Source organism: Streptomyces sp. NPDC038135, assembly GCF_055601245.1.
Genome location: NZ_JBVJXS010000004.1, coordinates 514,685 through 537,899, shown reverse-complemented (window position 1 = coordinate 537,899; position 23,215 = coordinate 514,685). Strand labels below are relative to the sequence as shown.

21 protein-coding genes and 1 pseudogene are annotated in these 23,215 nt (G+C 73.5%); 13 read left to right on the top strand and 9 right to left on the bottom strand.

The genetic code is table 11. The annotated features are described in order from the left end of the window. Positions 1–105 precede the first annotated feature (105 nt). The 7 genes from ACZ7JA_RS14100 to hypE all read left to right on the top strand — a co-directional run bounded on the left by ACZ7JA_RS14100 (position 106) and on the right by hypE (position 8,088). Positions 106–1,824 carry an enoyl-CoA hydratase-related protein gene (locus tag ACZ7JA_RS14100; RefSeq protein WP_470808232.1) on the top strand — a complete coding sequence of 573 codons (1,719 nt, stop codon included), beginning with the start codon at positions 106–108 and terminating at the stop codon, positions 1,822–1,824. Beyond that, positions 1,821–2,411, top strand: coding sequence for a hydrogenase maturation protease (locus ACZ7JA_RS14095; RefSeq protein ID WP_351669819.1), 591 nt, complete (start codon positions 1,821–1,823; stop codon positions 2,409–2,411). The genes ACZ7JA_RS14100 and ACZ7JA_RS14095 overlap by 4 nt, the downstream gene beginning before the upstream one ends. A gap of 62 nt (positions 2,412–2,473) precedes the next feature. After that, positions 2,474–3,199 carry a hydrogenase nickel incorporation protein HypB gene (gene hypB, locus ACZ7JA_RS14090; protein WP_351669816.1) on the top strand — a complete coding sequence of 242 codons (726 nt, stop codon included), beginning with the start codon at positions 2,474–2,476 and terminating at the stop codon, positions 3,197–3,199. Then, positions 3,196–5,544: a carbamoyltransferase HypF gene (gene hypF, locus ACZ7JA_RS14085; RefSeq protein WP_470808225.1), complete on the top strand. Its 2,349-nt coding sequence runs from the start codon at positions 3,196–3,198 to the stop codon at positions 5,542–5,544. Before hypB ends, hypF begins: the two co-directional genes overlap by 4 nt. A 3-nt stretch (positions 5,545–5,547) precedes the next feature. Then, positions 5,548–5,838, top strand: coding sequence for a HypC/HybG/HupF family hydrogenase formation chaperone (locus ACZ7JA_RS14080; RefSeq protein WP_351669810.1), 291 nt, complete (start codon positions 5,548–5,550; stop codon positions 5,836–5,838). Continuing rightward, entirely contained in the window at positions 5,835–6,980 is a 1,146-nt protein-coding gene (gene hypD, locus ACZ7JA_RS14075) for a hydrogenase formation protein HypD (RefSeq protein ID WP_351669807.1), read from the top strand. The genes ACZ7JA_RS14080 and hypD overlap by 4 nt, the downstream gene beginning before the upstream one ends. Further along, on the top strand, positions 6,973–8,088 hold the full coding sequence (hypE, locus tag ACZ7JA_RS14070) for a hydrogenase expression/formation protein HypE (protein WP_389447675.1): 1,116 nt from the start codon (positions 6,973–6,975) through the stop codon (positions 8,086–8,088). Before hypD ends, hypE begins: the two co-directional genes overlap by 8 nt. 30 nt (positions 8,089–8,118) lie before the next feature. On the opposite strand, the gene hypA is transcribed toward hypE, so the two are convergent. The 8 genes from hypA to ACZ7JA_RS14030 form a co-directional block, all read right to left on the bottom strand. Continuing rightward, positions 8,119–8,475 (bottom strand): hydrogenase maturation nickel metallochaperone HypA, encoded by a 357-nt coding sequence (gene hypA, locus ACZ7JA_RS14065; RefSeq protein ID WP_351669804.1) that lies wholly within the window; start codon positions 8,473–8,475, stop codon positions 8,119–8,121. Between the two features lie 9 nt (positions 8,476–8,484). Further along, on the bottom strand, positions 8,485–8,637 hold the full coding sequence (locus ACZ7JA_RS14060; RefSeq protein ID WP_351669801.1) for a hypothetical protein: 153 nt from the start codon (positions 8,635–8,637) through the stop codon (positions 8,485–8,487). 53 nt (positions 8,638–8,690) lie between these two features. After that, positions 8,691–8,897, bottom strand: a complete 207-nt coding sequence (locus tag ACZ7JA_RS14055; RefSeq protein WP_351669798.1) for a hypothetical protein — start codon at positions 8,895–8,897, stop codon at positions 8,691–8,693. Between the two features lie 21 nt (positions 8,898–8,918). Then, positions 8,919–9,512, bottom strand: coding sequence for a DUF5947 family protein (locus tag ACZ7JA_RS14050; protein WP_389297522.1), 594 nt, complete (start codon positions 9,510–9,512; stop codon positions 8,919–8,921). After that, entirely contained in the window at positions 9,509–10,075 is a 567-nt protein-coding gene (locus ACZ7JA_RS14045; protein ID WP_389447672.1) for a NifU family protein, read from the bottom strand. Before ACZ7JA_RS14045 ends, ACZ7JA_RS14050 begins: the two co-directional genes overlap by 4 nt. Next, complete coding sequence (locus ACZ7JA_RS14040; protein WP_401133409.1) at positions 10,068–11,861, bottom strand: nickel-dependent hydrogenase large subunit; 1,794 nt, start codon at positions 11,859–11,861, stop codon at positions 10,068–10,070. Before ACZ7JA_RS14040 ends, ACZ7JA_RS14045 begins: the two co-directional genes overlap by 8 nt. Positions 11,862–11,937: 76 nt before the next feature. Continuing rightward, on the bottom strand, positions 11,938–13,026 hold the full coding sequence (locus tag ACZ7JA_RS14035; protein ID WP_351669786.1) for an NADH-quinone oxidoreductase subunit B family protein: 1,089 nt from the start codon (positions 13,024–13,026) through the stop codon (positions 11,938–11,940). After that, the gene (locus ACZ7JA_RS14030) at positions 13,023–14,642 is read right to left on the bottom strand and encodes a hypothetical protein (RefSeq protein WP_470808210.1); all 1,620 of its coding nucleotides are present in this window, start codon (positions 14,640–14,642) and stop codon (positions 13,023–13,025) included. Before ACZ7JA_RS14030 ends, ACZ7JA_RS14035 begins: the two co-directional genes overlap by 4 nt. A gap of 452 nt (positions 14,643–15,094) precedes the next feature. On the opposite strand from ACZ7JA_RS14030, the pseudogene ACZ7JA_RS14025 reads away from it, so the two are divergent. After that, positions 15,095–15,781 (top strand): annotated as a pseudogene (locus tag ACZ7JA_RS14025) (polysaccharide deacetylase family protein); the annotation flags it as partial. A 120-nt stretch (positions 15,782–15,901) separates the two neighbouring features. Here the strand turns inward: ACZ7JA_RS14025 and ACZ7JA_RS14020 are convergent. Continuing rightward, positions 15,902–16,552: a DedA family protein gene (locus ACZ7JA_RS14020; protein ID WP_470808546.1), complete on the bottom strand. Its 651-nt coding sequence runs from the start codon at positions 16,550–16,552 to the stop codon at positions 15,902–15,904. Positions 16,553–16,798: 246 nt separating this feature from the next. Here ACZ7JA_RS14020 and ACZ7JA_RS14015 point away from each other — a divergent pair, with 246 nt between their 5' ends. The 5 genes from ACZ7JA_RS14015 (at position 16,799) to ACZ7JA_RS13995 (ending at position 23,210) form a co-directional block, all read left to right on the top strand. Continuing rightward, positions 16,799–17,980, top strand: coding sequence for an ROK family transcriptional regulator (locus tag ACZ7JA_RS14015; RefSeq protein WP_351670022.1), 1,182 nt, complete (start codon positions 16,799–16,801; stop codon positions 17,978–17,980). 322 nt (positions 17,981–18,302) lie between these two features. Beyond that, positions 18,303–19,820 carry a sugar ABC transporter ATP-binding protein gene (locus ACZ7JA_RS14010; RefSeq protein WP_470808203.1) on the top strand — a complete coding sequence of 506 codons (1,518 nt, stop codon included), beginning with the start codon at positions 18,303–18,305 and terminating at the stop codon, positions 19,818–19,820. After that, positions 19,817–20,836 (top strand): ABC transporter permease, encoded by a 1,020-nt coding sequence (locus tag ACZ7JA_RS14005; protein ID WP_351669777.1) that lies wholly within the window; start codon positions 19,817–19,819, stop codon positions 20,834–20,836. Before ACZ7JA_RS14010 ends, ACZ7JA_RS14005 begins: the two co-directional genes overlap by 4 nt. Positions 20,837–20,852: 16 nt before the next feature. Next, positions 20,853–21,917: a substrate-binding domain-containing protein gene (locus ACZ7JA_RS14000; protein WP_351669774.1), complete on the top strand. Its 1,065-nt coding sequence runs from the start codon at positions 20,853–20,855 to the stop codon at positions 21,915–21,917. Positions 21,918–21,980: 63 nt separating this feature from the next. After that, complete coding sequence (locus ACZ7JA_RS13995) at positions 21,981–23,210, top strand: Gfo/Idh/MocA family protein (protein ID WP_389447659.1); 1,230 nt, start codon at positions 21,981–21,983, stop codon at positions 23,208–23,210. Positions 23,211–23,215: the final 5 nt, after the last annotated feature.

Below are 23,215 nucleotides of genomic sequence, written 5' to 3'. Positions count from 1 at the left end.
AAAGCGCACCGTACGGGCCGGTTGGCGGAAGGTATGCGACCGAGCCTGACGAAACGCCGCACCGGTTCTTCACGGCACTCCGTGAAAGGGCGAACATGCCGCGTCATGGACATTCTGCTCGTCGCAAGCGCGTTCAACAGCCTCTCCCAACGGGTGTACGCCGAGCTGTCGGACCTGGGCCACCGGGTGGACGCCGTGCTCGCCACGCAGGGCGCCGAACCGGTCCGGGCCGCCGTCCGCGAGCTGCGCCCCGACCTGATCCTCGCGCCCATGCTGAAGTCGGCGCTGCCCGAGGACGTCTGGCGCGACCACACCTGCCTGATCGTCCACCCCGGACCGCCCGGTGACCGCGGCCCGTCCGCACTGGACTGGGCCATCGCCGGACAGGCCCCCCACTGGGGCGTCACCGTCCTCCAGGCCGAGGCGGCCATGGACGCGGGCGACATCTGGGCGTCGGAACCCTTCCCCGTCCCGCCCGTCGGCAAGAGCGACCTCTACCGCAACGAGGCCTCCGACGCCGCCGTGGCCGCCGTCCTGCTCGCCGTGCGCCGGTACGCCGACGCCTCGTACAAGCCCCGCCCGCAGACCGGGGACCCCGGCATCGCCCCGCACATCGTGTGGCGCGACTTCTTCCGGCAGGACCGGCGCCGGATCGACTGGGCGAACGACGGCACCGAGGCCGTGCTGCGCAAACTGCGCGGCGCCGACTCCCAGCCGGGCGTTCTCGACGAACTCCTCGGCCGGGAGGTGTTCCTGCACGGCGGGCACCCCGAGGACCGGCTCCGCGGCCGCCCCGGCGAACTGCTCGCCACCCGGTACGGCGCCGTCTGCCGCGCCACCCGCGACGGCGCGGTGTGGATCCCGGAACTGCGCCCGCGCAAGAACTCCGGCGACCCCGCGCCCTTCCGGCGCCCGGCCGCCTCCGTACTCGCCGCCCTCCCCGACGCCCCCCGCCTGCCCGAGGACACCGTCCCCCTGGAACTGCCCCGGGACCGGCGCACCTGGAGCGACATCCGCTACCGCCGGCGCGGCGACACCGGCTTCCTTACCTTCTCCTTCCCCGGCGGCGCGATGAGCACCGAGCAGTGCCGCCGGCTGCTCACCGCCTACCGGTACGCGCTCGACCGTCCCACCCCCGTGCTGGTGCTCGGCTCGGACCGGGACTTCTTCTCCAACGGCATCCACCTGAACGTCATCGAGGCGGCCGCCGACCCGGCCGAGGAGTCCTGGACCAACCTCAACGCCATGGACGACCTGGTGGAGGCGGTGCTGCGCACCACCGACCGGCTCGTGGTGGCCGCGCTCCCCGGCAACGCGGCCGCCGGCGGCGCCATGCTCGCCCTCGCCGCCGACGAGGTGTGGTGCCGCACCGGTGCGGTCCTCAACCCGCACTACCGGCGCATGGGCCTGTACGGCTCCGAGTTCTGGACCTACACCCTGCCGCGCCGGGTCGGAGACGGCCTCGCCCGCCGGCTGACCGGCGAGGCACTGCCCATCGGCGCGGCCGCGGCCGGCCGCATCGGACTGGTGGACCGGCTGGTGCCCGCCGCGCCGGGGGAGTTCGGCGCCCGGGTCCAGCGGCTGGCCGAGGACCTCGCCGCCGCCCCGGACCTCGCCGGGCGGATCGCCGCCAAGGAGACGGCCCGCCGCCTGGACGAGGCACGGCGGCCGCTCGCGGAGTACCGGCGCGACGAACTCGCCCGTATGCGCGCCGTCTTCGACGACCCCGCGGCCCCGTACCACGCCCTGCGCTCCGCCTTCGTGCGCAAGAAGCCGGCCGGTTCCGTCCGGCCGCTGGCACCGGTGGCGGGAGACCTCGGATGAGCGCCCCGCCCGGCCGGCTGCTCGTGGCGGGCGTCGGCAACATCTTCCTCGGCGACGACGCCTTCGGTCCCGAGGTGATCAGCGCACTCGGCCGGCGCCCGCTGCCGCCCGGGGCCGACGTGCGGGACTACGGCATCCGGGGCATGGACCTCGCCTACGCCCTGCTCGGCGGCTGCGCCACCGCCGTCCTGATCGACGCCGCTCCGCGCGGACACCGGCCCGGCACCCTCACCCTGCTCGAGGCCGAACCGCCCGACGGGACCGTCGCGCCCGAGGCCCACGGCCTGGACCCGGAGAAGGTACTGGCCCTCGCCGCCCACCTGGGCGAGGAGCCGCTGCCCCGCGTCCTCGTGCTCGCCTGCGAACCCGCCGTCCTGCCCTCCGGCGACGAGGACATCATGCCGGGACTGAGCGCACCGGTGCGCGAGGCCGTCGACCGGGCCGTCGACGCGCTGCACATCCTCGTCCCGGTCCTGCTGGCCGACCCGGCCGCACCCGCGCCGCCGTTGGGCCGCCCGATGGAATCCGGGCCCCCGCACACGGCTGCGCTGCCCCGCCTCACGGCCGGAGCGGCCGAAGATCGGTGAGACCCGGGCCGCACAGGGCGTGGCCGGGGCCTTCCGTCCCACGACCGCGAGGAGCTGCGCCCATGTGCCGGTCCGACGTCAAGCAGGCCGTCCTGGCGAAGAACGACGACCTGGCCGCGAGCCTGCGCGAGGACCTGGGCCGCAGGGGCGTGACGCTGGTCAACCTGCTGTCCAGCCCCGGCAGCGGCAAGACGGAACTCCTCGGCCGGGTCCTGGCGCGGGCGGTGGAGCGGGGCGTGCCCGTCGCCGCGCTCACCGCCGACCTCGCCACCGAGAACGACGCCGTCCGGCTGGCCCGCTCGGGCGCGCCGGTACGGCAGTTGCTGACCGACGGACTGTGCCACCTGGAGGCCCGGCAGGTACGCGGGCACCTCGACGGCTGGCTGCCCGAGGACACCGCGGTGCTCTTCGTGGAGAACGTCGGCAACCTGGTCTGCCCGGCCTCCTACGACCTCGGCGAGACCCTGCGGATCGCGCTGATGGCGGTCACCGAGGGCGAGGACAAACCGCTCAAGTACCCGACCGCCTTCGGCTCCGCCCACCTGGTCGTCATCACCAAGACCGACCTGGCCGAGGCGGCCGGCTTCGACGAGGCCGCCTTCCGGGCCAACGTCCAGCGCGTCAACCCGGGCGTGGAGATCGTACGGACCTGCGCCCGCAGCGCCGAGGGAGCCGACACCCTCCTGGAGCACGCCCTCGCCGCCCGCCGCGCGGCCCCGCCGCACCGGCCGCCGCTCGCCCCGCACCCCCACGGGCACCACCACCCGGCCTCCGCCCCCGTCGCGTGACCGCGCCCGTCACCGGCCGGGTGCGCCGCCGGATCACCGTGTACGGCACCGTGCAGGGCGTCGGCTTCCGGCCGTACGTGCACCGCCTGGCCGCCGAACTGGGCCTGGCCGGCTTCGTCGGCAACACCGCGAGCGGCGTGCTCATCGAGGTCGAGGGCCGGGCGGAGGACGTGGCCCTCTTCCACGACCGGCTGGTGAAGGAGCCGCCCCCGCTGGCCGTGGTGACCGGCGTCGGCCGCGAGGACGTCCCCGCCACCGGAGCCGCCGAGCCCTTCGCCATCCGCCGCACCGGAGAGTCCACCGGCCGCACCCAGCTCCCGCCCGACACCGCGACCTGCCCGGACTGCCTGCGCGAACTGGCCGACCCCGCCGACCGCAGGCACCGCCACCCGTTCATCACCTGCACCCACTGCGGCCCCCGCTTCACCATCGCCACCGCGATGCCCTACGACCGCGCGGCCACGACCATGGCCGGCTTCCCGCTGTGTCCCCCTTGCGCCCGCGAGTACGGCGATCCCACCGACCGGCGCTTCCACGCCCAGCCCGTCGCCTGCCCCGACTGCGGCCCGCGGCTCACCCTGGTCCCGGCAGCCGGCACCGGCGTCCGCCCGGCCCGGGGCGCCGGCGCCCTGGCCACGGCACGGGCGCTGCTGGCCGCCGGCCGGATCGTCGCCGTCAAGGGCGTCGGCGGCTACCACCTGGCCTGCGACGCCACCGACGAACGGGCGGTCGCCACCCTGCGCGAGCGCAAGGAGCGCGGCGGCAAGGCCTTCGCCGTGATGTGCGCCGACCTCGGCACCGCGCAGGACATCGCGGTCCTCGCCCCGGCCGAGCGCGCCGCCCTCGCCGGCGCCCGCTGCCCCGTCGTCCTGCTCCGCCGCCGCCCGGTCACGGCGGGACCCCGGCTCGCCGACCAGGTCTGCCCGGGCAGCCCGTACGTGGGCGTCATGCTGCCCTACACCCCCCTGCACACCCTGCTCCTGGGCCTGCCCGGCGATCCCCCCGGACCGCGCGTCCTGGTCATGACCAGCGGCAACCGGTCCGGCGAGCCCATCGTCACCGACGACACCGAAGCACTGGACCGCCTCGCCGGCCTCGCCGACGCCTGGCTCGCCCACGACCGGCCCATCGCCTCCCCGTGCGACGACTCCCTGCTGCGGGTCCGCCCCGACGGCACCGAGCAGGTGCTGCGCCGCTCCCGCGGCTACGTTCCCCGCCCCTTGCGCCTGCCGGTCCCGGTCCGCCCGGTGCTCGCGGTCGGCGGGGACCTGAAGAACGCCCTGTGCCTCGGCGACGGCGACCAGGCCTGGTTCGGGCCGCACATCGGCGACATGGGCGACCTCACCGCCCTGGACGCCGCCGCGCGGGCCGAGGGCCATGTCACCCGCCTCGCCGGCGTCACCGCCGGGCTGATCGCTGCCGACCGGCACCCCCGCTACCACTCGGCCGGCTGGGCCAGGCGCCTGGCCGGTGAGCGCGGCCTGCCGGCGCCCGTGCTGGTCCAGCACCACCACGCCCACATCGCCGCCGCGATGGCCGAACACGGCCTGGACGGCACCACACCGGTGATCGGCGTCGCCTTCGACGGCACCGGGTACGGCGACGACGGCACCGTGTGGGGCGGCGAGGTGCTGCTCGCCGACTACTCCGGCTACCGCCGCTTCTCCCACCTGGCCACGGCCCCGCTGCCCGGCGGCGACGCGGGCGTGGCCAACCCCTGCCGGCTGGCGCTGGCCCGGCTGTGGGCCGCCGGGCTGCCGTGGGAACCGGACCTGCCGAGCCTCCTCGCCTGCACCGACGCCGAACTCTTCGTACTGCGGCAGCAGTTGGAACGCGACGTGGCCTGCGTGCCCACCTCCAGCATGGGCCGCCTGTTCGACGCCGTGTCCTCACTGGCCGGGGTCTGCCACCGCACGGGATACGAGGCGCAGGCCGCACTGGAACTGGAGGCGGCGGCGGCCGAGGCCTGGGGGGCGGACTCCGGGGCCTACCCCTTCCGCTTCGGCGCCGGCCACCGGATGGAGCCCGCACCCCTGCTGGAGGCGCTGCTCGCCGACCGGCGGCGCGGCACGCCCGCGCCGGTGCTCGCGGCCCGCTTCCACCGCGGGGTCGCGCGGGCCGTCGCCGAGGTCTGCCGGCGGGCCCGCCGGTCCGCCGGCCCGGCCGCGGTGGCCCTCACCGGCGGCGTCTTCGCCAACGGACTGCTGGAGGAGGAGTGCGCCGCCCTGCTGGACGCGGACGGCTTCACCGTCCTGCGGCACCACGAGGTGCCGCCCAACGACGGCGGGCTGGCGCTCGGCCAGCTCATGGTCGCGGGAACCGCAAACCACCACGAGACGGAGTGACCCATGTGTCTGGCCGTGCCCGGCAAGGTCGTGTCCATCGACCATCGCGCCGACCCGCTCACCGGGCTGATCGACTTCGGCGGAGTGCAGAAGCAGGCGTGCCTCGAGTACCTGCCCGATGTGCGGGTGGGGGAGTACGTCATCGTCCACGTCGGCTTCGCCCTGCAGCGCCTGGACGAGGAGTCCGCCCGGGCCTCGCTGGAGCTCTTCGAGCAACTGGGGCTGCTGGAGGAGGAGTTCGGCGACGCCTGGGAGCAGGCGGCCCGGCAGGGAAGCGGGAGTGAGGCCAAGTGAAGTACATCGACGAGTTCAACGACCCGGACCTGGCCCGCCGCCTGCTGGACGAGATCCGCGCCACGGCCACCCGCCCCTGGGCGCTGATGGAGGTGTGCGGCGGCCAGACGCACTCCATCATCCGGCACGGCATCGACCAGCTCCTGCCGGAGCAGGTGGAGTTGATCCACGGGCCCGGCTGCCCGGTCTGCGTCACACCGCTCGACGTCATCGACAAGGCGCTGGCGATCGCCGCCCGCCCCGAGGTCGTCTTCTGCTCCTTCGGCGACATGCTGCGGGTGCCCGGCACCGACCGCGACCTGTTCCGGGTCAAGAGCGAGGGCGGTGACGTACGGGTGGTGTACTCACCGCTCGACGCCCTGGAACTCGCCCGCAGGAACCCCGGCCGGCAGGTCGTGTTCTTCGCCATCGGCTTCGAGACCACCGCCCCCGCCAACGCCATGGCCGTCCACCAGGCCCGCCGGCTGGGCCTGGACAACTTCAGCCTGCTGGTCTCCCACGTCAGGGTCCCCCCGGCGATCGAGGCCATCATGACCGCCCCCGAGTGCCGGGTGCAGGGCTTCCTCGCCGCCGGACACGTGTGCAGCGTGATGGGCACCGCCGAGTACCCGGACCTGGCCGAACGGCACCGGGTGCCGATCGTCGTCACCGGGTTCGAACCGCTCGACATCCTCGAGGGCATCCGCCGCGCCGTCCACCAGCTCGAACGCGGCGAGCACCGGGTCGACAACGCCTACGCCCGGGCCGTGCGCGACCAGGGGAACCCGGCTGCCCGGCGGATGATCGAGGAGGTGTTCGAGGTCGCCGACCGCAACTGGCGCGGCATCGGCCGCATCCCGGCCAGCGGCTGGCGGCTCGCCGACGACTTCCGCGACTACGACGCCGAGCACCGCTTCGACGTCACGGACATCCGCACCGAGGAACCCGCGGTGTGCCGCGCCGGCGAGGTCCTGCAGGGCCTGATCAAGCCGACCGAGTGCGAGGCGTTCGGCAAGGCCTGCACCCCGCGCACCCCGCTCGGCGCCACCATGGTCTCCAGCGAGGGCGCCTGCGCGGCCTATTACCTGTACCGCCGGATGAGCGGAGGCCCGGCACCCCGGGGAGCCCGCATTCCGCAGGAGGAGATGAACCCCGTTGGCTGACCTCGCCACCGAAAAGGCCCCCCACCCCGCGAAGGCGCCCGCGGACACCGCCGAAGCGCCCGTCGACCCGGCGAACTGGACCTGCCCCGCCCCCCTGCGCGACCAGCCGGTCGTGGTCATGGGCCACGGCGGGGGCGGCGCGCTGTCCGCCGAGCTGATCGACCAGGTCTTCGCCCCCGCCTACGGCAACCCCACGCTCGCCACGATGGCCGACTCCGCCGTGTTCGACCTGGGCGGCGCCCGGCTCGCCTTCTCCACCGACTCCTACGTCGTACGGCCGCTGTTCTTCCCCGGCGGCTGCCTCGGCGACCTCGCCGTCAACGGCACCGTCAACGACCTGGCGATGAGCGGCGCCCGGCCGGCCTACCTCTCCACGGCCTTCGTCCTTGAGGAGGGCGTGGAGCTGTCCGTCGTCGGACGGATCGCCCGCGCCATCGGCTCGGCGGCCGAGGCGGCCGGGGTCACCGTCGCCACCGGCGACACCAAGGTGGTGGAGTCCGGGCACGGCGACGGCGTCTACGTCACCACCGCCGGCGTCGGCCTCGTCCCCGAGGGCGTCGACATCCGCCCGCAGCGCGCCCGGCCGGGTGACGCCGTCATCGTCAGCGGGCCGATCGGGCTGCACGGCGTGGCGATCATGAGCGTGCGGGAGGGCCTGGAGTTCGGCGTGGAGATCGCCTCCGACACCGCGCCGCTGGCCGGCCTGGTGGCGGACATGCTCGCGGTGACCAAGGACGTGCACGTGCTGCGCGACCCCACCCGGGGCGGGCTCGGCGCCTCGCTCAACGAGATCGCCCGCGCCTCCGGCGCCGGCGTCCGGCTGCACGAGCGCGCCCTGCCGGTGCCCGAGGAGGTCGCGAACGCCTGCGGGTTCCTCGGTCTCGACCCGCTCTACGTCGCCAACGAGGGGCGGCTCGTCGCCTTCGTGCCCCAGGACCGGGCCGAGGAGGTGCTCGAGGCGATGCGCGCCCACCCGCACGGCGCCGGGGCGACCGTCATCGGCTCCTGCGTCGAGGAGCACCCCGGCATGGTCGTCGTCGCCACCGGACTCGGCGGCACCCGGGTGCTCGATCTGCCGCTGGGCGAGCAGTTGCCGCGTATCTGCTGAGGCGGCCCCGGAACGGGAACGGCCCCGCGCTCAGCGCGGGGCCGGCACCGCTTCGACCTCCGTGATCTCCAACTCCCGTCCGCTGCGCAGCTCCTGCGAGGGACGGTCGCAGCGCGGGCACCAGAAGAACGGCGGCATGCCCACCGCGAACTCCTCGGCGCACCCGCCGCACCAGGCCTGAGCCGTCACCTGTTCGACGACGAGCCGGGCCCCGGCCAGCGCCGTACCGTCCCGGGCCACCTCGAAGGCGAACCGCAGCGCGTCCGGCACCACACCGGCCAGCTCCCCGACCCGGACGGTCACCGCCGACACGTCGTCGGCGCCGTCCGCCCGGGCGATCTCCTCCGCCCGCTCCACGATCGCGGTCGCGATCGACAGCTCGTGCATGCGGCGGACTCAGGGATACCGGCGGTGCGCGCGGAGCCCACCGGTCATCCGGTAGATCCGCACCTCCCGCAGCAGGCCGGGCAGCTCCTTCAGGAACAGGGCCGCGAGCACGCCGCCCACCAGGGCGGCCTGCGCGAGCAGCACCTGCCGTCCGGTCGTCACCGACCTCGTCGTCGTCCTTGCCGTTCCACAGCGCTTCGTCACTTTCCGCCCTCTCATCCCGGGGAGATGTTCGGCATGGCGTCGATCAGGGCGTCATGCCGCTTCCAGTGGATCCCGGTGGAGCGGCGGGCGTCGGAGGTGCCGTCCTCGTGGAATCCGGTCTGTCGGTCGCGCGGGCCGATGTTGCCCTGGTGCAGGCCGGGCACATGGCTGGGTGTGTCGGGCTTCGCCTGGGCGCGGCCCACTCGGATGCTGCCCATCGTGTCTCTCCTTCCAGGTCCTCAGCGCCGCTCGGTGAGCTCCGCGAAGAACCGTTCCACGGCCGGCCAGACCCGGCCGCCACCGGACAGGCCCCGCCACTCCCGGCGGACCAGGGCGACCATCCGGAAGCAGTCGTCGACCGGCACGATCCAGTGTTGCTCGGAACCGCGCGCCGTGTTCACCAGCAGCGCCTCGACGTCCGGTTCCATCCCGGCGAGCGGCGCGCAGGCGGCGGCCAGCCGCCGCCAGGCCGCCGCGTCCACCTCCCAGCGCATGGCGCCGGCCGGGCTCGGGCCCTGCGCGGTGACCGTGCCGTCGGAGCGCGGCACGAAGAACACCAGGCCCACCGGCACGCCCAGCACCGCGGTGTCGACCGGCGGCAGCCGCAGCCGGCGCCGCGGCACCAGCCGGTAGCGGCCCTCGCCCGCCCCGTCCCCGGCGAACAGCACCGAGCAGGGGCCGCACACGCACCGCACGTCCGCGTCCGCGGTGTCGTACAGGTGCGGGTGCGCCTCGGCCACCGGGGCGGCGCACAGCTCGCACACCTCGGCCTCGGCCGCCGCCCGGCCCGCGGCCGAGCGGATGACACGGGCCAGCGCTCCCTCGGCGCTCACCGCGCCTCCTGTGCCGCGGGCCGGCGCCTGATCGAGTCGAGCGGCACGAACGCGGGGGCGGCCCGCCGCTCCTCGGCGACCGGTTCCACGGCCGTCAGCTCCGGGGCGGCGGCCAGCACCGCCGCCCGCACGACCTCGGTGACGTCGGCGGACCCGCCGCCGCACCCGGAGCCGCATCCGCCGCCGCTACTCACCCGCACCCGGGCCACCTGACCCTCGATGCCGGCCCACTCCAGGTCACCGCCGCGCTCGCGCACCGCGGGGCGCAGCTTCTCGACCGCGCGGGCGGCCCGGCGCTCGACCGGCTCGGGGTGCACGGAGTGCAGCACCAGCAGGTGCCCCAGCAGCTCGTCCGCGGCCAGCAGTTCGCCCAGCCGCTCGTCCGCGACGTCCACGACCCGGGCCAGCGCCTCGCCGTACACCTCGGTCAGCAGCCGCACCGACTCCAGCGCCTCGCGGGCGGCCGGGCCCGGCGCGGACTCCAGCCCCGCCAGCACCTCGTCGAGCCGGGCCAGCCGCGCCTCCACCGCCGGGTCCGGGAGCCGGACGGCGGCCTCAGGCATGACTGGCCCCGTACGTCGGGGAGTGCACGGTGGTCAGGGTCTTGCCCTTGCCCATGTACATGTGGACGCCGCACGGCAGACAGGGGTCGAAGCTGCGCACGGTGCGCATGATGTCGACGCCCTTGAAGTCGTCCGGCCCGTTCTCCTCGAAGATCGGCTGGCCCTGCACGGCGTCCTCGTACGGCCCCGGAGTGCCGTAGATGTCGCGTGGGCTGGCGTTCCACGGGGTCGGCGGGTAGGGGTGGTAGTTGGCGATCTTCTTGTCGCGGATCACCAGGTGGTGCGAGAGGACGCCGCGGACCGCCTCGTGGAAGCCGCAGCCGATCGCGTCGTCCGGCACCTCGAAGTTCTCGAAGACCTTGGTGTCGCCGTTGCGCAGCATGCCCATGGCCTCCTCCAGGAACTGCAGGGCCATGGCGGCGGCGTAGGCCACGAAGTACGGCCGGGCGCGGTCCCGTTCGATGGTGTTGCTCCACTTCGGGATGTGCCACTCCAGGGTGGTCTCCGGCAGCGACTCGCCCTTGGGCAGCGAGATCCGCACGCTGCTGCCGGTGGCCTTGACGTAGGGCGTGTCGACGAGACCGCTCAGCGCGGTCGACCACAGGCGTGCCAGGGGGCCGCCGCCGGTGTCCAGGGCGAGGTGCTCGCCGGTGTCCCGGTGGTGCCAGCGCGGGCTCATCACCCAGCTGTAGTTGCCGTCGAAGTCCCGTTTCTGCGGCACGGGGACGGTGGTCTGGTTCCACGGGTGGCGCATGTCGACGGGGTTGCCGAGCGGGTCGTGGGTGACGAACGGCTGCTCGTTGACCCAGTCCTCGTAGAAGGAGCTGCCCAGCATGATGCGCAGGCCGAGGTTGATGTCGACCAGGTTGTTGGTGACGAGCTTGCCGTCCACGACGATGCCGGGGGTGACGTACATCGCCTTGCCCCACCGGTCCATGTTCTCGTACCGGTAGTCGACGACGTCCGGGTTCTGCCAGGCGCCCCAGCAGCCGAGCAGGATGCGGCGCTTGCCGACCTCCTCGTAGCCGGGCAGCGCCTCGTAGAAGAAGTCGAAGACGTCGTCGTTCATCGCCACCGCCTTCTTCACGAAGTCGATGACGTGCATCAGCCGGCTGAGGTAGTCGGTGAAGGTGTTCGGCTGCGGCATCGTGCCGACGCCGCCCGGGTACAGCGTGGAGGGGTGCACATGGCGCCCCTCCATCAGGCAGAACATCTCCCGGGTGACCCGGCTGACCTTCAGCGCCTCCTTGTAGACCTCGCCCTCGAAGGGGTTGAAGGCCTTCATGATGTCGGCGATGGTGCGGTAGCCGTGGATGTCGCCGCGGGGCGCGTCGGTCCGCTGGGCGCGGGCCAGCACCCCGGGGTTGGTGGCCTTGACCATCGCCTCGCAGAAGTCCACGAACACCAGGTTGTCCTGGAAGATCGTGTGGTCGAACATGTACTCGGCGGCCTCGCCGAGGTTGGTGATGTGCTCGGCCAGTTTCGGCGGCTTCACGCCGTACGCCATCTGCTGGGCGTAGTTGGAGCACGTGGTGTGGTTGTCGCCGCAGATGCCGCAGATGCGCGAGGTGATGAAGCCCGCGTCACGCGGGTCCTTGCCCTTCATGAACACCGAGTAGCCGCGGAACAGCGACGAGGTGCTGTGGCATTCCACGACTTCCCGGTTCGCGAAGTCGATCTTCGTGTAGATGCCCAGGTTGCCGATGATCCGGGTGATCGGGTCCCAGGACATGTCCACGATCTGGGCGGGTTTGCGCTGTGTCTGCCGTGACTCGGTGGTCGTCATCTGCGGTACTGCCCCTCGCTGTTCGGGATCGGCGGTTCGGTGGGGGGTTGCGGGACGGGCGCGGTGCGGAGCCTGGTCACGGGCGGTAGCGCGGGTCGTAGCCGCTGGTCAGCTTGCGCTTGTTGTGACGCCACCTGGGCTCGTGGTTCACCATGTCGTTGGTCAGGCCGCGCAGCCGGCGGATGACCGCCCCGTAGGGCTTGATGACCATGGACGACAGCGTGCCGCCGGGCGGCTCGTCCATGAACGGCATGAAGGCGTCGGGGAAGCCGGGCATCGTGCACCCGATGCAGATGCCGCCGACGTTGGGGCAGCCGCCGATCCCCGCCATCCAGCCGCGCTTGGGCACGTTGCAGTTGACCACCGGACCCCAGCAGCCCGTCTTCACCAGGCACTTGGGGGAGTTGTAGTCGAGCCCGAAGTCGGCCTGCTCGTAGTACGAGCCCCGGTCGCAGCCCTCGTGCACGGTCTTGCCGAACAGCCACTGCGGACGCAGCATGTGGTCCAGTGGGGGCGGGGGAGCGGAACCGGCCGCGTGCTGGAGCACCCAGATCAGGGTCTCCATGAAGTTCTCCGGCTGGATGGGGCAGCCCGGGACGTTGACCACCGGCAGACCGGCCTGCGACGTGAAGTCCCAGCCCAGGTAGTCCGCGAGGCCCATGCAGCCGGTCGGGTTGCCGGCCATGGCGTGGATGCCGCCGTAGGTCGCGCAGGTGCCGGCGGCCACCACCGCCCAGGCCTTGGGCGCCAGTTGGTCGATCCACCAGTTCAGGGTCTGCGGCTCGCCGGTCACGGGGTCGTTGCCGAACGACGTCCAGTAGCCGTCGCCGTCGATGATGTTCTGGTTCGGGATCGAGCCCTCGATCACCAGGATGAACGGGGCCAGCTCACCGCGGGCCGCCGCCCGGTAGGGCGCCAGGAAGTCCTCGCCGCCGAGGCTGGGCGAGAGCACCTTGTTGACCAGGTTGACCTTGGGCAGGCCCGGGATGAGACCGAGGACGACGTCCTCGATGGAGGGCTGGTCGGCGGCCGTCAGGGAGACGGTGTCGCCGTCGCAGCTCATCCCCTCCGAGATCCAGAGGATGTGGATCTCGTCGATTCCCTCGCGCGCCTCGGCCCGGCTGGGCTCGCGGCTGACTTCGGTGGTACCGCTCTGGGTGCTCATGTCGTCGGCCTTTGCTGCAGTCGGTCGGGGAGTCGGCCGGCTCCTTGTGCCGGCGTCTCGGAGGCGTCCGTCGCGCCGTCCATCGAGCCGTCCCTCCTCCGGCCTGCCGGCCGGGCGTCGGTGCCGCGGGGACCGCGGCCGGGTGGGGCGACCGGCTCCACGGAGTCGAGGGGCTCGACCTCGTCGGGCCGGAAGTAGTGGAAGCGGCCGTACCAGCCGTGGAGTTCGGCCGCGGGATCGTCGTCCACGGTCACCGCCAGGTGCGTGCTGCCGTCCACGTCGTGGAAGACCGCCGCCACCCGCGCGGTCCGGCCGGCCAGGAACATGTCCTGGGCGTCGGCGCCCCGGCCGCGCGGCCGCAGCCGCACCGGGCTGCCGCCGCCGACGTCGACACCGTCGACCACGATCGTGTCGGTGGCCGGGGACAGCCCGTCGTCGGCGCCCTCCTGCCACCAGGCGGGCCGGGCGGCGGGGGCGCCGGCCGGGGCGGGCCGCGCCGGGGTGAGCGAGCGGATGGCGCCGTGCAGCCGGGCGAAGACCTCGGGGGGCATGGTGTCGACCCGGTCCAGGATGCGGGCGGCACGCGGGTCGGTGGCCCGGGCCTCGGCCTTCTCCTCGTCGGTCAGCAGCATCGTGCGCAGCGTGAGGATCTCGTCGATCTCCGCGGCGTCGTGCAGATCGCCCGGACTCTCCGGGGCCACCTGCGGACGGTCCGGCAGGATGATCGGACAGGACAGCACGACCTGCCCGGTGGGGCCCGTGTCCTCGGGCGCGCCGCCCAGCACGGGGTACGTGAACTCGTTGACGCAGCCGCGCGCCTGGTCCTCGAGACCGGCCGGCGGGTCGACGAGCGACACGAACTCCAGGTCCTCGCCGCCGATCAGGGTGTGCGCGGCGAGCAGCGCGTGCCGCAGCGCCTCGCCGCGCACGGCCCGGACGTCCGGCGCCCGCCCGGTGTTCTCGGTGCGCACGCGCAGCCGGTACACGTCCTCGGTGAGCCGCTCGGCCACCACCGCGGTGCGGGCCCGGATCTCCTCGCGCCGTCGCACCACCCGCCCGGCGCCGCCGGGCAGCACCTCGGTCTCCTCGCCCGCCGGCGCGCCGGCATCGGCGCCGCACTCGCCGCGCAGCAGATCCGCCAGCGGCCACGCGAGGTCGACCTCGTGCGGCACCGCCTCGTCGAAGGTGAGATGGTCGCGCCCGTCCTCCGTCCGCAGCGACTCGACCGGGAGGTCGCGGCCGTCCGGGCCGGCCGCCCGCACCTGCTTGTGCTGCATCCGCAGGTACCGCAGACGCACCCGGACGACCGCGCCGGGCCGCCGCGCCCGCACCAGGCACTCGGTGCGCTGGTACCAGGAGTCGGCGGAGCCGGAGACGCCCGGCACGACCGGGCCGTCCGCCTCCACCCAGTCCCGGGGCAGCAGCACCCCGAACTGCCACCGGACCCGGTTCTTGGCCGAGGAGCGGCGGTACGGGTAGAGCAGGTAGCCCTCGTACAGGACGGCGTCCGCCACGCCGCTCACCCGCGCGAAGGCGCCGCCGGAACCGCCGTCCGGCGTGTCGCCGACCGTCAGGACGACATCCGCCACGCCGCCAACGCCGCCCGACTCCGGCATACCGCCTCCTCGTCACAGATGCACCGGCTCATCTCTTCCACCACGGAAACACCCCTCACCGGACCTCGCCCCTCCGGCGGAGCCACGTTGGGCCGGTCAGGCGACGGCCGAACACCGGAGGCGGGACGAAACTTTCGAGACCGGCCGACGACCAATCGATCACGGCGCGGCGCAGCGCGAGAGCCCATGCCGGTGGACGCAACGCATAAGCGGTCTGAGCTGTGCCAAGTCACCCGACTCGCTGAAAGGGTGGAGGCGAATGTTTCGAAACATCTACCGAAACCGTTGACAGGCCATGCGTCCGATCCAACACTCGTCGACGTCGGCGGGAGACCTGAGGAGGCTGCATTGACATGCGCACGACCGATCTGGACGGCCGCGGGGGCGATCGCCTCACGACGCTCGTCGGGAGTGCCTGCGCCATGGTGCTGGTGGCCGTGGCGGCGCTCCTCCTGCCCGGCACCGCGCACGCGGACACCGTGATCACGTCAAGCCGGGCCGGCACCGACAAGGCCGTGGCGAGCACCGCGACCGCCACGGGCGCCACCGCCCCGCGCCCCGCCGGCTGCGCCGGATACGTCGGACTCACCTTCGACGACGGCCCCTCCGACGCCCACACCCCGGCCCTGCTGGCCGCCCTGCGGCAGAACGGGCTCAGGGCCACCATGTTCAACGAGGGCCAGTACGCCGCCGCCCATCCGGCCCAGGTGCGGGCCCAGGCCGCCGCCGGCATGTGGATCGGCAACCACAGCTACACCCATCCGCACATGACCCGGCTCGGCCAGGCGCAGATGGACTCGGAGATCTTCCGCACCCAGCAGGCGATCGCGAGCGCCGGCGGCGGCACCCCGCGGCTGTTCCGGCCGCCGTACGGCGAGACCAACGGCACGCTGCAGGCCGTCGAGGCCAAGTACGGCCTGCGGCAGGTCGTCTGGGACGTCGACTCGCAGGACTGGAACGGCGCGAGCACCGACGCCATCGTGCAGGCGGTGTCCCGGCTCACGGCCGGCCAGATCATCCTGATGCACGAGTGGCCGGCCAACACGCTCGCCGCCGTCCCGCGCATCGCACAGGTGCTGGCCTCCCGCGGTCTGTGCGCGGGGATGATCTCCCCGCAGACCGGCCGCGCGGTCGCACCCGGCAGCGCCGTCCACGGCGCACGCTGAGCGCACCGGCCACGATCGCCGCATCATCGGGGTGACTCCCGGTGGGCGATCGCGGCCCCGCCCGCGGGCTGGGCCGCGGGTCTTCGCCGGCGCTCAGCCGTCGCGCCCGCGGTCCCGCTCCCGCCGTTCGCGACGCGTCCTGCGGGCCTCCGCCAGCAGCGGCAGCAGCGAGACCGCGACGATGACGGCGACCAGCGGCAGCAGGTAGTCGTCGACGTGGGAGACCGACGAACCCAGCAGGTACCCGGCGAGCACGAAACTCTGGGACCACAGCAGCCCGCCCACCGCCTGCCAGAACGTGAACGCCCGCACCGGCACCCCCAGCGCGCCGGCCGCCGGATGCAGCACGGTGCGCAGCATCGGCACGAAACGGCCGATCACCAGCGCCTTGCCGTACCCGTACCGGGCCAGGAGCTGCTCCGCCCGTGCCGTGCCCTCCTTCACCCGCCGGCTCGACGACCGCTCCAGCAGGGGCCGCCCGCCGTGCCGCCCGAGCAGATAGCCCACCTGGCCGCCCACCACGGACCCGACGGCCGCGCACAGCATCACCTGCCACAACTGCAGCCGCGGCCCCCGGCCGTCGCCCGCCGCGCACAGCACCCCGGCGGGGAACAGCAGCGTGTCGCCGGGCAGGAAGAACCCGACGACGAGCAGGCCCGACTCGGCGAAGATCACCGCCAGGACGCCCAGCGCCCCGAAGGCAGCGAGCAGCGAGGCGCTGTCCGTCGGATTGACGGCGATCACCACGCTCGCCTCCCTGCACCGCTCGCCGGCCGCTCTCCCCCAGTGTCCCGTGCCCGGGGTCGTACACCGGTCCGACAGCCCGGCCGAGGCCCCGCGGTCCGGATCCGGGACCTCTTTGTCCTGGGAGAGGAAAAAGTACGGGGAATCCGTGCACAGCTTCTTCCCAGCATCGGCGGCCACTGCTACTTTCCCTGTGAAAGCCAGCCACTGGTGGCCGAATCTGGCGGGGAGGGGCACGTGAGACGCATGACGGCACGACCGGCGAACACGCACCAGGCCCGCCTGCTGAAGCTGCTGCGTGACGGCGGCCCCAACTCCCGCGCCCAGCTCGGCGACCAGGTCGACCTGTCCCGGTCCAAGCTGGCGGTGGAGGTGGACCGGCTGCTGGAGACCGGCCTCGTGGTGGCCGACGGACTCGCCGCCTCGCGCGGCGGCCGCCGCTCCCACAACGTCCGGCTGAACCCGGGACTCAGGTTCCTCGGCGTCGACATCGGCGCGACCTCGGTCGACGTCGCCGTCACCAACGCCGAACTGGAGATCCTCGGACATCTCAACCAGCCGATGGACGTCCGTGAGGGCCCCGTCGCGGTGTTCGAGCAAGTCCTGGACATGGCAGGGAAGTTGAGGGCCACCGGGCTCGCCGAGGGGTTCGACGGCGCCGGTATCGGCGTCCCCGGACCGGTCCGGTTCCCCGAGGGTGTCCCGGTCGCGCCGCCGATCATGCCCGGCTGGGACGGCTTCCCGGTGCGGGAGGCGCTCAGCCAGGAACTCGGCTGCCCGGTCATGGTCGACAACGACGTGAACCTCATGGCCATGGGCGAGCAGCACGCCGGGGTCGCCCGCACCGTCGCCGACTTCCTCTGCGTCAAGATCGGTACCGGCATCGGATGCGGCATCGTCGTCGGCGGTCATGTGCACCGCGGCACCACCGGCAGCGCGGGCGACATCGGCCACATCCAGGCCGTGCCCGACGGCCGTCCCTGCGCCTGCGGCAACCGGGGCTGCCTGGAGGCCCACTTCAGCGGCGCCGCGCTGGCCCGGGACGCGGTACAGGCGGCCGGCCAGGGGCTGTCCGCCGAACTCGCGGCCCGGCTGGCGGCGAACGGCACGCTGTCCGCCGTCGACGTGGCCGCCGCGGCCGCGGCGGGCGACGCCACCGCGCTCGACCTGATCCGCGAGGGCGGCACCCACGTCGGCCAGGTCATCGCCGGCCTCGTCTCCTTCTTCAACCCGGGCCTGGTGGTGATCGGCGGCGGGGTGACCGGCCTCGGCCACACCCTGCTCGCCGCGATCCGCACCCAGGTGTACCGCCAGTCGCTGCCCCTGGCGACCGGCAACCTGCCCATCGTCCTGGGGGAACTGGGACCGACCGCCGGCGTGACCGGCGCGGCCCGGCTGATCAGCGACCACCTGTTCTCACCCGCGTAACGAGCGACCGCCCACCCGTCCGAGCCGCCCACACCGCCCGCACTGACTCGTGTAGACAGCGCCACCGCCCGCACCCCCGAGCCCGCCCCGCCCGCCGCACCTCCGAAACCCGAGCACGCTCCACCCCGAGCGCCCCGCACCGCGTCACCGCCCGGCAGTGACGGCGGCCGGACCTGCCCCGGCCCGCTCCGCCCCGCCGTCCGCACCCACACCCACTCCGACAGCGCTCAGCCCTGCCCGAACGACGTCTGCCCGGCACCGTGCCCGGCAGCAGGCGCGGCACGCCCTGACACCGGCCCGCCCGTCCGCCGAGGGGAATCCGATGGCACCAGAAGCACCGCTGCTCAGCATGACCGGCATCACCAAGTCGTTCCCCGGCGTCCGCGCCCTCGACGGCGTCGACCTCGACGTCCAGGCGGGCGAAGTGCACTGCCTCCTCGGCCAGAACGGCGCAGGGAAGTCCACCCTCATCAAGGTGCTGGCCGGCGCCCACCAGCCGGACGGCGGCACCATCCACTGGCACGGCGAACCCGTCACCCTGCGCTCGCCGATCGCGGCCATGCGCCTCGGCATCGCCACCATCTACCAGGAACTCGACCTGGTGGAGCACATGTCGGTGGCCGAGAACGTCCACCTCGGCCACGAGCCCACCACCGCCGGCTTCGTCGTACGCGGAAGGACCGCCCGCACGGCGACGGGCCTGCTGCTGAAACGGCTCGGGCATCCCGAGATCGACCCGGGCCGGCTGGTCGGCGACCTGTCGGCGGCCCAGCAGCAGATCGTCTCCATGGCCCGGGCGCTCTCCCACGACGTGCGCCTCATCGTGATGGACGAACCGTCCGCCGCGCTCGACCCCGACGAGGTGGACAACCTCTTCCGGATCGTGGGGAACCTCACCGCCGAAGGTGTCGCGGTCGTCTACATCTCGCACCGGCTGGAGGAGATCCGGCGCATCGGCGACCGGGTCACCGTCCTCAAGGACGGCCGCGCCGTCGCCCGCGGTCTGCCCGCCCGGACCACCCCGACCAGGGACGTCGTCGCCCTGATGACCGGACGCGACGTCGAGTACGTGTTCCCCGCCCGGCCCGCGGCGCCACCCGCCGCCGAACCCGTGCTGCGGATCCGCGGGCTGGCCCGGGACGGCGAGTTCGCGCCGTTCGACCTCGACGTACGGCCCGGCGAGATCGTCGGCCTGGCCGGGCTCGTGGGATCCGGACGCTCCGAGATCCTGGAGACCGTCTACGGGGCGCGCAGACCCAGCGCGGGCCAAGTCCTCGTCGAAGGGCGGCCGTTGCGGACCGGCAGCGTGCGCGCCGCGGTACGGGCCGGCCTCGGGCTCGCCCCCGAGGAACGCAAGGCGCAGGCCCTGCTGATGCTGGAGTCCGTCACCCGCAACGTGTCCGTCTCCACCCTCTCCCGCTTCTCCCGGGCCGGCTGGGTCGACCGGGGAGCCGAGCGGGGCGCCGCGCACGCCGCCACCCGCGAGCTGTCGCTGCGGCCCGACAACCCCGACGTGCCGGTGCGCACTCTGTCCGGCGGCAACCAGCAGAAGGCGGTCCTCGCCCGCTGGCTGCTGCGCGGCTGCCGGGTGCTGCTGCTGGACGAACCCACCCGCGGCGTCGACGTGGGCGCCCGCGCCGAACTGTACGCCGTGGTCCGCCGGCTGGCCGACGAAGGCCTCGCCGTGCTCCTCGTCTCCAGCGAGGTGCCGGAGGTCCTCGGCCTCGCCGACCGCGTCCTGGTGCTCCGCGAGGGCCGGGTCGTGCACACGGCTCCCGCCCAGGAACTCGACGAACACCGAGTCCTCGACCTCGTCATGGAAGGAAGCCCGGCGTCATGACGCAGCCCGTCTCCCCGCCCCGGGACGCCGCCGGCAAGCCGCCGTCGGCCGGCCGGCTCCCCGTCTGGCGCGGCCTGCCGGCCCGCGCCGACGTCCGCACCCTGTCCCTGCTCGGCGTGCTCGCCGCCCTCGTCGTCATCGGCGGCGTCACCAGGCCCGACGAGTTCCTGGACACCCGCAACCTGCAACTCGTCCTCACCCAGGCCTCGGTGATCGGCGTGGTCACCGTCGGCATGACCTTCGTCATCACCGCCGGCGGCATCGACCTCTCCGTCGGCGCGATCGTCGCCCTCGCCTCCGTGTGGGCCACCACCGTCGCCACCCAGGAGTACGGCTTCGCCGGCATCCTCTTCACCGCGCTGGTCGTCGGCCTCGGCTGCGGACTGGTCAACGGGCTGCTGGTCGCCTACGGCGGCATGGTCCCCTTCATCGCCACCCTCGCCATGCTCGCCTCGGCGCGCGGCCTCGCGCTGCAGATCACCGACGGCCGCACCCAGATCGTCACCGTCGACGGCGTCCTGAAGCTCGGCGAGCGCGACTCCTACGTCCTGGGCGTCCCGCCCCTCGTGCTGGTCTTCGCGCTCGTGACGCTCGCCGGGTGGCTGCTGCTGAACCGCACCACCTTCGGGCGCCGCACCGTCGCCGTCGGCGGCAACGCCGAGGCCGCCCGGCTCGCCGGCATCGACGTCCGCCGCCAGCGCCTGTACCTGTACCTGCTGTCCGGGCTGTGCTGCGGCATCGCCGCCTTCCTGCTGATCGTGCTCTCCGGCTCCGGCCAGAACACCAACGGCAACCTCTACGAACTCGACGCCATCGCCGCCGCGATCATCGGCGGCACCCTGCTCAGCGGCGGCCGCGGCACCATCACCGGCTCCGTGCTCGGCGTCCTGATCTTCACCACCATCACCAACATCTTCGCCCTGAACAACCTCCAGAGCGACGTCCAGCAGATCGCCAAGGGCGCGATCATCGTCGCCGCCGTCCTGGTCCAGCGCCGCACCGCGAGAACGAGCTGAGGAAGGGTCCACCGCCATGCCAGAACGCACCAGCCCCACCACGAACGGCGTCACCAGCCGCAGAGGACTCCTCTTCGGAACCGCGGCGGTCTCCGCCGGCGCCTTCCTCACGGCCTGCACCAGCAACGACACCAAGGCCGAGGGAGCCGCCGCCGACACCCGCGCGGCCGCCGACGACAAGCCCGGCAGGCACGTCACCATCGGCTTCGCCGGCCCCCAGGCCGACCACGGCTGGCTCAACGCCATCAACGACAACGCCAAGAGCCGGGCGAAGAAGTACTCCGACGTCACCCTGGAGATCACCGAGGGCTCCAACGACACCGCCCAGCAGATCGGCCAGATCGAGACCCTGATCAACAAGAAGGTCGACGTCCTGGTCGTGCTGCCCGCCGACGGCAAGGCCCTCACCCAGGTCGGCCTGAAGGCGATGCGGGCCGGCATCCCCGTCGTCAACCTCGACCGGATCTTCAACTCCGCCCAGGCGTACCGCTGCTGGATCGGCGGCGACAACTACGGCATGGGCCTGAGCGCCGGCAACTACATCGGCGAGAAGCTGAAGGACAAGCCGAACGCCCGGGTGATCGAGCTGGCCGGCCTGGACAACCTGGAGCTGACCAAGCAGCGCACCCAGGGCTTCGACGACGCCCTCAAGAACTACCCCAACATCAAGAAGGTGGCCCGGCAGGCGGCCGACTTCACCGTCGAGTCCGGCCAGGCCAAGATGGCCCAGCTCCTGCAGGCCCAGCCGAAGTTCGACGCCCTGTGGAACCACGACGACGACCAGGGTGTGGGAGCCCTGCGCGCCATCGAGCAGGCGGGCCGCGACGGCTTCCTGATGGTCGGCGGGGCCGGCGCGCTCTCCGCCTTCCAGGCCATCAAGCAGGACGACGGCGTGCTGAAGGCCACCGTCCTCTACCCGCCGACCATGGCCGCCTCCGCGATCGACCTCGCCCGCGCCCTCGGCCAGGGCAAGGGCGTCGGCGGCCTCGCCGAGTACGAGATCCCCGCGTCGATCACGCTCTACTCGGCCGTCGTGGACAAGGACAACGTCGACCAGTACATGCCCACCGGCTTCCGGTAGACGGGCCCTCCGGGCCCCCGCCCGCACCCCCCACCGCGCCACGACGAAGAGGAGGACGAGCGCATGGAACAGCCGCAGCAGTCGACGAAGCCGGCGGCACCTGCCGGGGACCCGGCGGAGGACAGGCCGCCGCTGCGCGTCGGCATGGTCGGCTATGCCTTCATGGGCGCCGCCCACTCGCAGGGCTGGCGCACCGCGGGCCGGGTCTTCGACCTGCCCCTGCGGCCCGTCCAGGCCGTGATCTGCGGCCGTGACGAGGCCGCGGCCCGCGCGGCGGCCGGCCGGCACGGCTGGGCGGACGTGGAGACCGACTGGCGTGCGCTGATCGCCCGGGACGACGTCGACCTCGTCGACATCTGCACCCCCGGCGACAGCCACGCCGAGATCGCGCTGGCCGCGCTCGCCGCCGGCAAGCACGTGCTGTGCGAGAAGCCGCTCGCGAACACCGTGGCGGAGGCCGAGACCATGACGGCCGCGGCCGAGGAGGCCGAGGGCCGGGGCCGGGTGGCGATGGTCGGCTTCAACTACCGCCGGGTGCCGGCCACCGCGCTCGCCCGGCGCATGGTCGCCGCCGGCAGGATCGGCACCCTGCGCCATGTGCGGGTGACCTACCTCCAGGACTGGCTGGTGGACCCGCAGTTCCCGCTGACCTGGCGGCTGCGCAGGGAACAGGCCGGTTCCGGCTCCCTGGGCGACCTCGGCGCGCACATCGTGGACCTCGCGCAGTACCTGGCGGGGGAGCGGCTCGCCGGGGTGTCCGCCCTGACCGAGACCTTCGTACGGGAGCGCCCGCTGCCCGGCGGCGCGGGCAGCGGCCTGACGGCGATGCCGGCGGCCGGCACCGGCACGGTCACCGTCGACGACGCCGCCCTCTTCACCGGCCGGTTCGCCTCCGGCGCGCTGGCCTCCTTCGAGGCCACCCGCTACGCCACCGGCCGGAAGAACGCCCTGCGCATCGAACTCAACGGCGAGAAGGGCTCGTTGTACTTCGACCTGGAACGCCTCAACGAGCTGTGGTTCCACGACGCCACCGAACCGGGCGCCGAGGCCGGCTTCCGCCGCATCCTCGTCACCGAACCCGAACACCCCTACCTGGAGGCCTGGTGGCCGCCCGGCCACGGCCTCGGCTACGAGCACACCTTCGTCCACCAGGTCCGCGACCTCGTCCACGCCATCGCCGAAGGTCGCCGCCCCGAGCCCTCCTTCGCCGACGGACTGCAGGTGCAGCGCGTGCTGGCCGCGGTCGAGGAGAGCGCCGAGAAGAACTCCGTCTACACGTCCGTCGCGGACTGAGGAGG